Below are 13,351 nucleotides of genomic sequence, written 5' to 3' on the forward strand. Positions count from 1 at the left end.
CTTCTTTTTTTATTTCGCTTTTTTCTCAATCGGTAAAATGAGTACTTCTACACGCCGGTTTTTACTTCTGCCTTCTGCTGTATCGTTTGAGGCAATCGGTTTGAATTCGCCGTATCCTTTTGTACTAAAGTTCTCTTGGTTTAGATTGCTGTTTTCAAGAAGAATATTTAAAAAGTTCACAGCGCGAATGGCGCTTAAATACCAGTTTGATTCAAATTCTGAATTTCTGATCGGTACATTATCTGTATGTCCGCTAATGACAATGTCACGTGCGGGATTAATGACGAGCAGTTTTGAGATTTCTTTTGCTAACGGGACATCTTGAGGGCGAATAACTGCCCGCCCAGAATCAAAGAAGATACTGTCTTCAATCGTAATGAGAAGTCCTTCATCCGTAAGCTTTGTTTCGAGCTTGGCACCAAGTTTTTTATTTGCAATGAATGAATCGACCTGCTTTTTGACCTTTGTGAGAACCGCTTGGTCCCTAGCCTTTGCTTTGGCTTCTTCATCTTTCTCTTCCTCGGCTGCTTTCTTGACCTGGTTGCTGTTTTCAGTTTCTTCCGTGCTTTGCATGCTGGATTGATCCATAACACCGGTACCGCCAGTAAAAACTACATTAAAAGACTTAGCCATCTGTTCATATTTTGCCGCATCAATTGAACTAGATGCAAAAAGCACAATGAAGAGGGCGAGAAGAAGCGTCAGAAGATCGGCATAAGGGATAAGCCAAGATTCATCTACATGGTCTTCATGATCATGGTTTTTACGTTTCCTAGCCATTTTGATTTTCTCCTTCTTCAATGACAAGATTTGCACGTTCTTTTGCTGGTAAGTACATAAGAAGTTTTTGTTCAATGACTTTTGGAGACTGACCTTCAAGAACAGACAGAATACCTTCGATCATAATCAGACGAAGCTTTACTTCTTCCTTTGATTTACGCTTCAGCTTGTTGGCAAATGGATGCCATAATACATACCCGGTAAAAATCCCAAGCAGTGTGGCGACGAAGGCAGCACTGATTGCATGTCCAAGTGCCTCAATATCTCCCATGTTGGCAAGTGCGGCAATAAGTCCGACAACGGCGCCAAGTACCCCTAGCGTCGGAGCGTATGTACCAGCTTGTGTAAAGATTAATGCACCTGACTGATGTCGTTCAGACATGGCGTCAACTTCTTCTGTTAAGACGTCTCGAATAAATTCAGCACTTTGGCCGTCAACTGCCATGCTTAACCCGTTCTTTAAAAAATCATCATCGACTTCCTCAAGACTTGCTTCTAATGCCAAAAGACCTTCACGACGCGCAATTTGTGCCCAGTTTGAAAATAGAGGGATCATTTCTTGAATCGTTGGAAGCTGGCTGTCTTTGAAAATTTTTCCGAACAATTTTGGTGTTTTCTTAATTTCACTAGAAGGGAATGCGATGACAACAGCTGCAACCGTTCCAACAATAATGATTAATATAGCCGCCGGGTTGAGAAGAGCAGTTAGACTCACACCTTTCAAAACCATACCGACACCTAGTGCAATAAATGCTAAAATAATACCAATTAACGATGTTTTGTCCATTATCTCACCAAATCCTTTAACTATCTTTTTCTATAGTTAATATCGGTGTGTTCTAGAATGGTTTTAGTCAGAATATAAAATTAAGACAGTTTCTGTGAAGAATTTTTGACGAAAGCGCTTTCTGAATATGTAAAAGAAGAAACTCCCTCTCATATAAAGGGAGTCTCCATTTAATCGTTTTGAGCTGGTTCATCTAAATGAAGCAGTTCTTTTAATTTTTCTTCATATATGATTTTGACAAGATCGTAGCTCCAATTCATCATATGATCCACCTCTTTTTCTTTTATCGTAAAGGAAAAGAGGCGGGGGAGCGTCGGCGTTCAGATGGAACTTAGACGCCGCAACATGATGGAGGTGCATATCATCCTGAAGATGTAGTTATCCTTTTTTTACGACGATTTCGTCATGTTCAACATCCACAGTAAATCCAGAAAGCTGCTCCTCTTCAAGCAGGATCTCCGTCATTTGGTCTTCAACGTGCTCTTGGATGGTTCTTCGAAGTGGACGAGCACCAAATGCAGGATGATATCCAAGCTCTGCGATCTTTTCTTTTGCTTCATTTGTGACATGAACTGTTAAATTCTGCTCTTTTAATTGCTCTGACAGCTCATTGAGCAGAAGATCAACAATCTTCACTAAGTCCTCTCTGTCTAGTGAATCAAATTGAATGATGCTGTCAAAACGGTTCAAAAATTCTGGTTTGAAGTAGCTGCTCAGTGAATCAATGAGTGATTGTTCCTCAAACGCTTCTTCCTGATCAGATTGGAAGCCCACTTTGACTGTTTTATCTGCGGTGCCTGCGTTACTTGTCATGATGATGACTGTATCTTTAAAGCTGACCGTTCTGCCTTGGCTGTCTGTTAAGCGGCCGTCTTCCATGATTTGCAGGAACATGTGCTGTACATCTGGGTGTGCTTTTTCGATTTCATCCAGCAAAATGATGCTGTATGGTTTTCTGCGCACTTTTTCAGTCAGCTGGCCGGCTTCATCATGTCCAACGTAACCAGGAGGAGAACCGATGAGTTTGGACACAGAATGTTTTTCCATGTACTCACTCATATCTAAACGAATGATCGCATCTCTTGAACCGAATAATTCTTCAGCTAACGTTTTAGACAATTCGGTTTTCCCGACACCTGTTGGTCCAACGAAAAGGAAGGAGCCTGTTGGTCTATGTTTCGATTTTAATCCAGCTCTGCTTCTTTTCACGGCTTTGGCCACTTTATCAACCGCATGCTCCTGCCCAATCACTCGTGCTTTTAGACGGACGTCAATTTCTTTCATTTTAGTTTGTTCGTCTGCTTGGAGTTTCCCGACAGGAATGCCTGTTTTTTGTTCCACAATGGCCTGAATGTCCTCTGCTGTAACGATATGCTCTTTTTCAGTTGTTTTGTTTTGAAGTCTTGCTTCAATGGCTTCTTCTTCATCGCGAAGCTTCGCTGCTTTTTCATATTGTTCTTCTTTTAGCGCAGCTTGTTTTTCTGCGGCAATTTCCGCTAATCGATTTGTCAGCTCATCTTCACTTGCTGCATCAATGGAGAGGTTCGCTTTTGAACCAGCTTCATCCATTAAATCAATGGCTTTATCCGGTAAATGGCGGTCTTGAATATACCGCGAAGATAATTGAACACACGCTTTGATTGCTTCATCTGAATAGGTGACACCATGATAAGCCTCGTATTTATCTTGAATGCCTTTTAAGATGTCGATCGCTTCATCTTGTGTTGGCTCATCTACGATGACGGGCTGGAAGCGCCGTTCGAGTGCAGCATCTTTTTCAATTTGGCGATATTCTTTTAATGTCGTCGCACCTACTAGCTGCAGTTCACCTCTTGCAAGGGCTGGTTTTAAAATGTTTCCAGCATCCATTGATCCTTCTGCAGATCCTGCGCCCACAAGAAGATGGATTTCATCTACAAATAAGATGATATTTTTACGGCTTTGCAGTTCTTTGATTAACTGCTTCATTCTTTCCTCAAATTGACCGCGTACACCTGTGTTTGCGACAAGTGAAGAAACATCTAATAAATAAATTTGTTTGTTCTTTAATTTATTTGGCACATCGCCGCTCGCAATTTTGAGCGCGAGTCCTTCTGCGATCGCTGTTTTCCCAACACCTGGTTCACCAATAAGAACAGGGTTATTTTTATTTCTTCTATTTAAAATCTCAATGACTCTTGCGACTTCTTCATCACGGCCAATGACTGGATCAATTAAACCAGCATTTGCTCCATCTGTTAAGTTACGGCCAAGCTCATCGAGTAAGCCTTTTTGCTTTGGCTGCTCCATGTTTGGGGCATGACCTGCTGCCTGAGAGAAGAATGAACTTCCTCCAAAGAGTTGCGGTCCCATTTTCATTTTTGACTGCTCCATCAAAGAGGTATAGCAGTCTTCACATAAAACCATTTGGCTCCGGGACGAATTTACTTGCATATTCAGGCGAATAGTTGCTTCATTTACTTGACAATGTTGACAACGCATTTGCCATGACCTCCTTAAAATAAAGTTTGACTTTATTTGACCAATGAATGTTAAAGAAAATGGTCTATTGTTTGACCATCTTTGACTATAGTATACTCTGACCTATTTTGACTTTCAACTGTTTTGCTCAAAGGGGAATAAAAATCCTTTTTTGCATTTAATCATGGTTTGTCCTTCTTTTCAAGGAACTTGTCTCATAGGATAAAAAAGGAACAATCGAAAGTGATGGGTGCGGAGGGGTCACATGAAACGTTCAAATGAATCCGCTTTTCAGCTTGCCTTTGTATATGTAGGAACAGTGGTTGGAGCTGGGTTTGCGACAGGAAAAGAAATCGTAGAATTTTTTGTTCGTTTTGGCTGGATTGGACTATTAGGAATCCTGATTAGCGGTGTTATTTTTACTGGTCTTGGTGCAAAAATGATGCTGATTTCGAAACGAATCGAAGCAGAATCTTATCAAGATATGAACCGTTTTTTATTTGGCGCAGCTGCGAGTCGATATATTAATATTGTCATGTTTTTTATTTTACTTGGTGTCACCTCAGTGATGATTTCAGGCGCAGGGGCTATTTTTGAAGAACAACTTGGTATATCGAAGGAATATGGGATCTTTTTGACGATCATTCTGAGCGTCATTGTACTCTTTAAAGGTTCAAAAGGGCTATTTGGCGTCAACGTCCTTGTCGTTCCAATGCTGATTTTCTTTTCAATGATCGTGTTTCTTGATTCATTTGTGTTTAGCAGCAGTGAAAGTTATGTTCTTGCGCTGCAAATGGGTGAGGGCGAGTGGATATTATCAGCAGTGTCATATGGTGCCTTTAATTTAGCACTGTCACAGGCAGTGTTAGTACCCGTCGCAAATGAAATGACCTCTGAAGCAGTCATTAAAAAGGGAGCGGTGCTTGGGGGTGTCATGCTGACACTCATTTTGCTTGCTTGCTTCTTATCTCTTTCTTCATTAGATATGCTGGAGGCGTTTGATATTCCAATGGCCCAGGTGGTGTATCAAGTTGCAAACTCGATTCATCTCATTTATTTATTTGTCATCTTCGGTGAAGTTTTTACATCCGTCATAGGCAATTTATACGGGCTGGAGAGACAAGTGAGGGCATATATCCGAATGAACAGCATCTTTACGATATCCCTTATTCTCATATGCTGCTATGTGATTAGTAAAATTGGTTACGGTACACTGATTTCAACGGTTTATCCGGTTTTTGGCTATGTCAGCATCTTTTTTATCCTCTTTCTTTGTCTAAAAAAAGTGCCTGCACCGCTAGATAAGTAAAGAAAGGATAGCCTGTATGAAAAATATGTGGTACACTATCCTCTGTGAAAATTGAACAAAAATCCGTGAAGACGGGAGAGGTTCTAGCAAAACCCTCTATAAAAAACTAAGGACTTGCCGTATCCTTGGATGTGGCATTTTTTATTTTTTATGGCTGGGACACCTCATACACATGTAAAGGTGTCTTTTCTTTTGAGAAAAATAGGGGTTTTCAGGAGCCTTTCAGATGCAGTGTTGTACGGTTGTACCATCTGCAAAAGGAGGAGAACAGAAAATGAAAAATGAAAAAGCAGTCGTTGTCTTTAGCGGGGGACAGGACAGTACGACCTGTTTATTATGGGCACTTCAACAATTTGAAGAGGTAGAAACAGTGACCTTTCATTATAATCAGCGTCATCAAGAAGAAATTGATGTCGCCAAAAGAATCGCTGACAAATTAGGTGTGAAGAATCATCTATTAGATATGTCACTTTTAAATCAACTGGCACCTAATGCTTTAACAAGAGATGACATTGACATTGAGGAAAAAGAAGGAGAGCTTCCTTCCACATTTGTACCAGGAAGAAACTTAGTGTTCTTATCCTTCGCCTCTATATTAGCGTATCAAATTGGAGCAAGACATATTATCACAGGTGTTTGTGAGACAGACTTTAGCGGCTATCCAGATTGCCGTGACGAGTTTGTGAAATCTTGCAACGTCACAGTGAATTTAGCAATGGAAAAACCATTTGTGATTCATACACCACTGATGTGGCTGAATAAAGCAGAAACATGGAAGCTGGCAGACGAGCTTAATGCGCTGGATTTTGTGAAAAATGAAACGCTCACTTGCTATAACGGCATCATCTCTGATGGCTGCGGGGAATGTCCTGCGTGTAAGCTGCGGAAAAATGGCTATGACACTTATATGGAAATGAAGGAGGCAAAATAAATGCTTTCTCAAATCTATCCACAAACCGATCATCCATTTTCATTTGAATTAAATAAAGACATGCATGTATCAGCTGCCCATTTCATCCCGCGGGAAGATGCGGGCGCATGCAGCCGTGTTCATGGTCATACGTACACCATCAATATCACGATTGCGGGAGACGAGCTAGATGAATCGGGTTTCCTTGTCAATTTCAGTACATTGAAGAAGCTCATTCATGGGCAGTACGATCACACGCTGCTCAATGATCATGAGGAATTCTCATCAAACGATCGATACGCGATGCCAACCACTGAGGTGGTGGCAAAGACCGTACATGACAAAGTTGCAGCGTATTTATCGACTTTAGCGAACAAGCCGACCTGTGTTCAGGTCTTTGTCAGAGAGACACCAACAAGCTATTGCATTTACCGTCCGAAACGAGTTGAGATCAATGGCTAAAGCGATTCCCGTATTAGAAATCTTTGGTCCAACCATTCAAGGAGAAGGAATGGTCATTGGACAAAAAACCATGTTTGTCAGAACGGCTGGCTGTGACTACTCGTGCAGCTGGTGTGATTCCTCTTTTACATGGGATGGCTCAGCGAAGCATGACATTCAGTGGCTTGAGGCAGAAGACATTGTCAAAGAATTAAAAAGAATAGGCGGACAGGCTTTTTCTCATGTCACCATTTCAGGGGGAAACCCGGCGCTTTTAAAACAAATGGAATCCCTCATTGATTTGCTGCATGAAGAAGGAATTGATACAGCGCTTGAAACACAAGGGACGATGTATCAGGAATGGTTTTTGAAAATTGATGATTTAACCATTTCTCCTAAGCCACCAAGCTCGAATATGAAAACAGATTTTACGAAACTAACACGTATCATAGATGAGCTGAAAAGCGGGAATAGATTGCAGCATGCTAGCTTGAAAGTCGTGATTTTTGACGATCGTGATCTTGCGTATGCGAAGGATGTTCATGCGAAATATCCTGAGCTTCCTTTTTATTTGCAGGTAGGAAATGATGACACAACGACAGGTGATGATGCGTACTTATTAACGCATTTATTAAAGAAATATGAAGCGCTTGTGAATCAAGTCGCGCAAGATCCAGACTTAAACCGCGTAAGAGTGCTGCCGCAGCTGCACACGTTATTGTGGGGAAATAAACGAGGCGTATAGAAAGGAAGAGATGACATGACGACAAGAAAACCAGAAGAATTAGAAGGTGTCACGCTACTAGGAAACCAAGGAACCAATTATTTGTTTGATTATGCACCACAAGTGCTTGAAACGTTTCCAAATAAACATACAAATAGAGATTACTTTGTGAAATTCAACTGCCCAGAATTTACATCACTATGTCCGCAAACAGGTCAGCCTGATTTTGCGACAGTTTATATCAGCTATATCCCAAATGAAATCATGGTCGAAAGTAAATCGTTAAAATTATATTTGTTCAGCTTCCGTAACCATGGTGACTTCCATGAGGACTGTATGAACATTATTATGAACGACCTGATTGAATTGATGGACCCAAGGTATATTGAAGTTTGGGGCAAATTTACGCCAAGAGGCGGTATTTCCATTGACCCATATACGAACTACGGGAAACCTGGCACGAAATATGAGGAAATGGCAGAATACCGTATGATGAACCATGATATGTATCCGGAGACGATTGATAATCGGTAATTATTCCGCTGTGTGAAACGAATTGGTGTCACATTAAAGTGGAAAAAGTCACACCTGAAAATACTCATGAGAATTGTATGAAAAAGTGTGACCTGAGGTGCAACCTGAACTGTGACTTTTATGCAGTGAAAAATTGATAGTACAGAAGCAGATGAAGGCGTACAATTTGTACGTCTTTTCTTTTTTATCCGAAAGAAAAAATGCCTATTATGAGATCATAGGCATTATTGTTTGGTTAAGTTACTGAACCTTCTCTTTAACATTTGAAACAGCTCATTTTTGAATTTCATCAAAGCTCTCCTGAATATAGTCCATGACACTTCTGATTAGAACTTCACTTTCAAAGTTGACAATCTCATTTATTTCATGACTGTTCCTCATTTGTTAGGTGAGGCTATTGAAGTTGTTTAGCATTTACTTCAGCAGCTACATTTATCCTAACTTTAGTTGTTCTGGTTGTACAATTTCATATTCACCTTCTGCATACTCTTGCTCCGCATAATGGCTCCCCCATTGACAGAGCTCCTGCAAGATAGGTTTAAGAGATTTTCCAAGTTCAGTGGATGAATATTCAACCTTCGGCGGTACTTGATTATACATCTTTCTTGTCACAAGTCCACTGGCTTCAAGCTCTCTAAGAGTTTGAATCAGCATTTTCTGAGTTATATTTGGGATAATGCGCTTTAATTCACTCGTTCTCTTTGGTCCATTCATTAAAAAGTATAATACAAGTCCTTTCCATTTTCCGCCAATCACTTCCTTTGTCACTTCAAACCCACAGCTAAATTTTTTCATGTCTAGAGCTCTCCATTCCACATTTGTTTCTTTTTAGTTACTATATCACAAAAAAGTGGGTACTTCCGATAATGTGCTTACTGAAGGATACTATTACTTGTAAGTTGTTCTTCAAGTATTTAAAGGTACTAGACATAAAATAATATGAATTCTAAAGGAGTGTTAAGTATGAGGAAATTTGAAGGTAAAATAGCGCTTGTAACGGGTGGAACAAGTGGGATTGGTCTTGCTACAGCAAAAAAATTTGTAAACGAAGGTGCATATGTTTATATCACGGGACGTAGACAAAACGAACTTGATAAAGCTGTTAACCAAATTGGCAAGAACGTAACCGGTGTTCAAGGTGATATTTCTAAGCTTGAAGACTTAGACAAACTATATGACATGATAAAGCAGGAAAAAGGTAAGTTGGACATCCTTTTTGCTAATGCAGGCATCGGCAACTTCCTTCCATTAGGTGAAATTACTGAAGAGCAGGTTGATAGAACGTTCGACATTAACGTGAAAGGAACCATTTTTACTGTTCAAAAAGCGCTATCACTATTCCCGGACAAAGTAGGTTCTATTATTGTAACGGGCTCTACTGCTGGATCAATTGGCAACCCAGCATTTAGTGTATATGGAGCATCTAAAGCAGCATTAAGAGCACTAGTTCGCAACTGGATTCTTGACCTAAAAGGTACTGAAATTCGTGTAAATGTGGTAAGTCCAGGAGTGATTCTTACACCTGCATACGATGAGCTTTTTGGTGATGCACTTGAAGGAGCGATGGAAAATGCCAGAAATACTGTTCCAGTTGGAAAAGTTGGGACACCTGAAGAAGTAGCAAACGCTGTATCTTTCCTTGCATCAGACGAAAGCAGTTACTTGACGGGTGTTGAATTGTTCGTAGATGGCGGGCTAGCACAGGTATAATGTCACTGCGAAGGGATTACAAATCGTCCTTAATGGGGATTTCCTTGAGTCGTATAAAAAAGTCGTTTTCCTTATGTCCTGAGTAACCATAAATGCTGCAAACTAAGTTTGATGATGGATATGTAAAATGAGAAAGAAGGAAAAGACATGCCGGATGCATGTCTTTTTTTGCGAATCAACCATAAAAAAAGAGAAGAGTCATGTCACTCTTCTCATACGAATGGGAATAGAACTTGCTAGGACGGCTGGGGGCTACCAGCTCGTAAACATATTATACATGACAGAACGTATGTTTGTAAAGAGGGATGATGCTTTTTTGCTTATCTCATTTGATGTAAGATAAAATAGAGGCAATGAATGAGAAACGGAGGCGTTTGAGTTGGCAAACAAAGAAGAGCGGGCAGAGCAGCTGCTAATGGAACTAAAGGAAGAGCTTCAAATGCTTGAACATCAAAACAAAGAACGGTATAAATGGAGTGCCTCCACATTGCTTGGAGTGATTGCCCTCTTGATTGATAAAGGAGTGATCACACCCGAGGAAGTCGAGATGTACAAGACGAAGGCGGAAATGCAAACTTTTCATACGCAAAAAGACTGACCCCTCTTTAAGTGGTATCAGTCTTTTTCATATGTGATTGTTCAAATAGAGCAAAGTTGTCAAACGAGCCAAATTTGCTTTATATATACGTATGTACCGATCGTCTGAATTGAGGATTGCAAATTAATGTACGGAGTCTTTGATGATTTTATAGTTTTTATGATTAACGACTGTTAGTGAATCCAGTTCTAAATCTCTATAGTTGTCCATAATGGTGACATCCACAATGACAGAGTTTTCATTCACTTTTTCAACTACACCTGTTAAACCATTTCTAAATTCGATCACATTTCCAATTTTTGCAATCTTCAACCGATCCCTCTCCTTTAAAAACAGATTTCATTCCCTATTAAAAAGTATTTTGCAATATTTTCATACCAATGTAAAGGATAAAGACGTTTTTGTTTTGTTTTCGTTGTAAGCTCTTCTAACGAATGGTATATTTAATAATTAATCATGGCTGAAAAGGAGCGGTTTTTTTGACTGAAGAACAAATCCTCACCATCCTCGAATCTTTACGGAATGGGACAGAAAAACAGGTGACCATCCAAAAAGATGACTTTTTAACGTTTCGTTCTGTTTTGGTGAATCAAGATGATTTTAAACATTTTCGCGGGATCGCCAAACATGGTGGAGATGTTATTTTTGAATATCTTACAGAAGCAAGAAGCTAAAGCTTTTTCTCATTGATGAGAGAAAGCTTTTTTATTTTCGTTCTTTTGTCACACTTCAAACCACTCTGATACATATGAAAAGAAAATGTAATAACCCATAATCAGGAGCATAAGGATGATGATAGGTGAAAAAGGGACCTTTTTAAGCGCTAACAATTCCATTTTATGTGCGCTCAACTAGGACATGCCATTTAATGACGGAATTTGGACAGGCATGTAAATCTTTGTGCGTGAAAATAGAATGAGCTCTTGTTAGAGTGGACAAGTATCTTACAGCCTACTTTTGATTAAAGGAGGAAAAAGGCGAATGATTAAAATTCATACAGCTCTTTTTGTCATCCTTATGCTAGTTGCAGCAATGAAGATGGACAATATACAAGAGCAGCAAGGCACATTAAGTCACGAACTTTCACAAGCACCTGTTAAACATCAGCTTTCATATATAGATCAAGACCACGATCAAGTCATCCCGGCATTTTCTGAAGAGAAGCGTCAGCCAAAAGTGAAAATGCTAAGTACGTCAACAGAAGAAAAGTCTTCAAAACCGAAGCAAAAGAAAAAAGTGAAATCTGAATCGACGAATAAGGCAAGCGGCAAACAGTATTCTAATGAAGAAATGGATTTGCTTTCTCGATTGGTACATGCTGAAGCGAAAGGTGAATCTTACGAAGGGAAAAAAGCGGTGGCAAGCGTTGTTTTAAACAGGGTGGAGCATCGATCTTTTCCTGACAGCGTTAAAGGTGTGATTTATCAGCGAAATGCCTTCCAGCCAGTATCGAATGGAAGCATTCATGATAAGGCAGATCAAGATTCGATTAAAGCGGTGAAGCAGGTAGTAAAAGAGCATGACAGAACAACAAAGGCTATCTATTTTTATAATCCAAAAACGGCAACAGATCATTGGATTCGTTCCCGCAAAATTGTAGAACGCATCGGACGTCACGTGTTTGCCGTATAAAGAAAAAGAGCGATCAATGAGATTGCTCTTTTTTTTGTCTTCAATTATTAAAATATTTTTTGGACTTGTCTCATAGAATGTGAAAAGAATTTGCTTTAGACAAGGGGAGGCTACATGAATCGATTTGTAAAAGGGGTCATTCTGCTATCTGTCGCAGCTTTTATTGCGGAGTGTATAGAGTTTTTAGTCAATATGATTTTAGCGAGAGAGCTTGGAGAACATGGAATGGGTTTATATATGAGTATCCTTCCAATCATCATGCTTGTCCTTGTGATCGCCAGTTTAGAGCTGCCAGTCTCCATTTCTAAATTCATTGCAGAATCACATGAGCGTCTCCACAAAAGCATGCTCCGTCATGCTTTTAAAATGACACTTGTGGTGACAAGTACAACAACAGCTATAGCAGCCATTGTACTGCCTTTCATTCCAGTGTTTCAGTTGTATCATCCGCTGATGAAGGGCCTAGTGCTGTCACTTATCCCGATTATTGCGTTTACCTCCATTGCCCGCGGCTATTTTATGGGAAAGCAGCAAATGGGCAGAATTGCTTTAGCCAATATGCTGAAGAAAACGATCCAGCTTATCTGCTTGTTTTTGTTTTTTCATTGGTATTCGTTTGATATTGAAACAGCAGTACTCATCGCCATTGGTGTCATTGTTGCGAGTGATCTTGTTGTCTTTATTTATTTATACTCCCAATACGTCATGGCAAGAAATGCTGTGAATGTCAGGTCTGTTGAATTAAGAGGAAGTGATGTGCGAAAGCGCCTATTAGCCGTTTCCATTCCGACAACGGGCATGCGCATCTTTCATGCGATTGCCAATGCGGTTGAACCATTTTTAATCAAAGGAGCGCTCGTGGCAGCAGGCATTTCTGGAACACTTGCTGTTGATCATTACGGCATGCTGGCTGGTGTCGCAATGTCGATCGGGTTTTTCCCGGCGTTTATCGCTCATTCCATCATGATTGTGATGATTCCGAGTGTCTCTGAAGCCTATGCTTTAGGTCAGTATGATCTTGTGAAAAAACGTGTTAGACAGGCGATTCTCATAACGTTTGGATATGGGGTGCCGGCAGTGATGGTGATGTATTATTTTGCTTACCCGCTCACACAGCTTTTTTTTGATTCACCGCAAGCTGCTGTCTATTTACAGCTGCTTTGGCCATACTTTTTATGCCATCTGTTTGTGATGCCTTTTCAAGCATGTTTAATCGGAATGGGGCTCATCAAAGATGTGTTCCTACATAATATATGGGTGCATGTCGTCTCTTTTTCTATGGTGTATTTCCTTGGTTCAATTGAAAGCTTGAATATGATGGGGGTTATTTTAGGGATGAACACAGGCATGCTGCTGTTGACTGCGCTGCATTATGCGACGATTTGTAAGGAGCTCGGCGTTTCAATGTTTCTTACATTGAAAAAAGCTTGAATGTCATCGTCATCGAGAGGGCAAGCTATAAGAAA

At 40.2% G+C, this 13,351-nt stretch carries 15 protein-coding genes and 1 riboswitch; of the genes, 10 read left to right on the forward strand and 5 right to left on the reverse strand.

Annotated elements, in window-relative coordinates; all coding sequences use genetic code 11:
* Nucleotides 1–9: 9 nt before the first annotated feature.
* The 3 genes from motB to NSU11_RS06650 all read right to left on the reverse strand — a co-directional run bounded on the left by motB (nt 10) and on the right by NSU11_RS06650 (nt 4,048).
* A complete protein-coding gene (motB, locus tag NSU11_RS06640) occupies nt 10–780 on the reverse strand; it encodes a flagellar motor protein MotB (RefSeq protein WP_024424679.1) in 771 nt (256 codons plus the stop codon).
* Nucleotides 773–1,567 carry a flagellar motor stator protein MotA gene (motA, locus tag NSU11_RS06645; RefSeq protein WP_024424680.1) on the reverse strand — a complete coding sequence of 265 codons (795 nt, stop codon included), beginning with the start codon at nt 1,565–1,567 and terminating at the stop codon, nt 773–775. Before motA ends, motB begins: the two co-directional genes overlap by 8 nt.
* Before the next feature lie 378 nt (nt 1,568–1,945).
* A complete protein-coding gene (locus NSU11_RS06650) occupies nt 1,946–4,048 on the reverse strand; it encodes an ATP-dependent Clp protease ATP-binding subunit (RefSeq protein ID WP_024426836.1) in 2,103 nt (700 codons plus the stop codon).
* A 244-nt stretch (nt 4,049–4,292) separates the two neighbouring features.
* On the opposite strand from NSU11_RS06650, the gene NSU11_RS06655 reads away from it, so the two are divergent.
* The 5 genes from NSU11_RS06655 (at nt 4,293) to queF (ending at nt 7,945) form a co-directional block, all read left to right on the forward strand.
* Complete coding sequence (locus NSU11_RS06655) at nt 4,293–5,336, forward strand: membrane protein (RefSeq protein WP_034623360.1); 1,044 nt, start codon at nt 4,293–4,295, stop codon at nt 5,334–5,336.
* A gap of 71 nt (nt 5,337–5,407) precedes the next feature.
* A riboswitch (PreQ1 riboswitch) is annotated at nt 5,408–5,452 on the forward strand.
* 158 nt (nt 5,453–5,610) lie between these two features.
* Nucleotides 5,611–6,267, forward strand: a complete 657-nt coding sequence (queC, locus tag NSU11_RS06660; RefSeq protein ID WP_024424683.1) for a 7-cyano-7-deazaguanine synthase QueC — start codon at nt 5,611–5,613, stop codon at nt 6,265–6,267.
* Nucleotides 6,268–6,708 (forward strand): 6-carboxytetrahydropterin synthase QueD, encoded by a 441-nt coding sequence (gene queD, locus NSU11_RS06665; protein WP_024424684.1) that lies wholly within the window; start codon nt 6,268–6,270, stop codon nt 6,706–6,708.
* On the forward strand, nt 6,701–7,432 hold the full coding sequence (gene queE, locus NSU11_RS06670) for a 7-carboxy-7-deazaguanine synthase QueE (RefSeq protein WP_034623358.1): 732 nt from the start codon (nt 6,701–6,703) through the stop codon (nt 7,430–7,432). Before queD ends, queE begins: the two co-directional genes overlap by 8 nt.
* 15 nt (nt 7,433–7,447) lie before the next feature.
* Nucleotides 7,448–7,945: a preQ(1) synthase gene (gene queF / locus NSU11_RS06675; protein WP_024426839.1), complete on the forward strand. Its 498-nt coding sequence runs from the start codon at nt 7,448–7,450 to the stop codon at nt 7,943–7,945.
* Between the two features lie 432 nt (nt 7,946–8,377).
* Here the strand turns inward: queF and NSU11_RS06680 are convergent, their stop codons facing one another.
* Nucleotides 8,378–8,740 (reverse strand): winged helix-turn-helix transcriptional regulator, encoded by a 363-nt coding sequence (locus NSU11_RS06680; RefSeq protein ID WP_034667321.1) that lies wholly within the window; start codon nt 8,738–8,740, stop codon nt 8,378–8,380.
* A gap of 168 nt (nt 8,741–8,908) precedes the next feature.
* Here NSU11_RS06680 and NSU11_RS06685 point away from each other — a divergent pair, with 168 nt between their 5' ends.
* Nucleotides 8,909–9,655 carry a glucose 1-dehydrogenase gene (locus tag NSU11_RS06685; RefSeq protein ID WP_171464184.1) on the forward strand — a complete coding sequence of 249 codons (747 nt, stop codon included), beginning with the start codon at nt 8,909–8,911 and terminating at the stop codon, nt 9,653–9,655.
* A gap of 379 nt (nt 9,656–10,034) precedes the next feature.
* Complete coding sequence (locus NSU11_RS06690; protein WP_024424687.1) at nt 10,035–10,253, forward strand: hypothetical protein; 219 nt, start codon at nt 10,035–10,037, stop codon at nt 10,251–10,253.
* A 123-nt stretch (nt 10,254–10,376) separates the two neighbouring features.
* Here NSU11_RS06690 and NSU11_RS06695 read toward each other — a convergent pair whose 3' ends face one another.
* On the reverse strand, nt 10,377–10,565 hold the full coding sequence (locus tag NSU11_RS06695; protein ID WP_003211747.1) for a DUF2187 family protein: 189 nt from the start codon (nt 10,563–10,565) through the stop codon (nt 10,377–10,379).
* A gap of 167 nt (nt 10,566–10,732) precedes the next feature.
* Here NSU11_RS06695 and NSU11_RS06700 point away from each other — a divergent pair, with 167 nt between their 5' ends.
* The 3 genes from NSU11_RS06700 to NSU11_RS06710 all read left to right on the forward strand — a co-directional run bounded on the left by NSU11_RS06700 (nt 10,733) and on the right by NSU11_RS06710 (nt 13,316).
* A complete protein-coding gene (locus tag NSU11_RS06700) occupies nt 10,733–10,927 on the forward strand; it encodes a hypothetical protein (RefSeq protein ID WP_024424688.1) in 195 nt (64 codons plus the stop codon).
* A gap of 307 nt (nt 10,928–11,234) precedes the next feature.
* Nucleotides 11,235–11,885 carry a cell wall hydrolase gene (locus NSU11_RS06705; RefSeq protein WP_044331914.1) on the forward strand — a complete coding sequence of 217 codons (651 nt, stop codon included), beginning with the start codon at nt 11,235–11,237 and terminating at the stop codon, nt 11,883–11,885.
* Between the two features lie 114 nt (nt 11,886–11,999).
* A complete protein-coding gene (locus tag NSU11_RS06710; protein ID WP_342493859.1) occupies nt 12,000–13,316 on the forward strand; it encodes a polysaccharide biosynthesis protein in 1,317 nt (438 codons plus the stop codon).
* The last annotated feature ends 35 nt before the right edge of the window (nt 13,317–13,351 follow it).

Source organism: Bacillus sp. FSL R5-0712 (assembly GCF_038593285.1).
GTDB lineage: Bacteria > Bacillota > Bacilli > Bacillales > Bacillaceae > Bacillus > Bacillus safensis.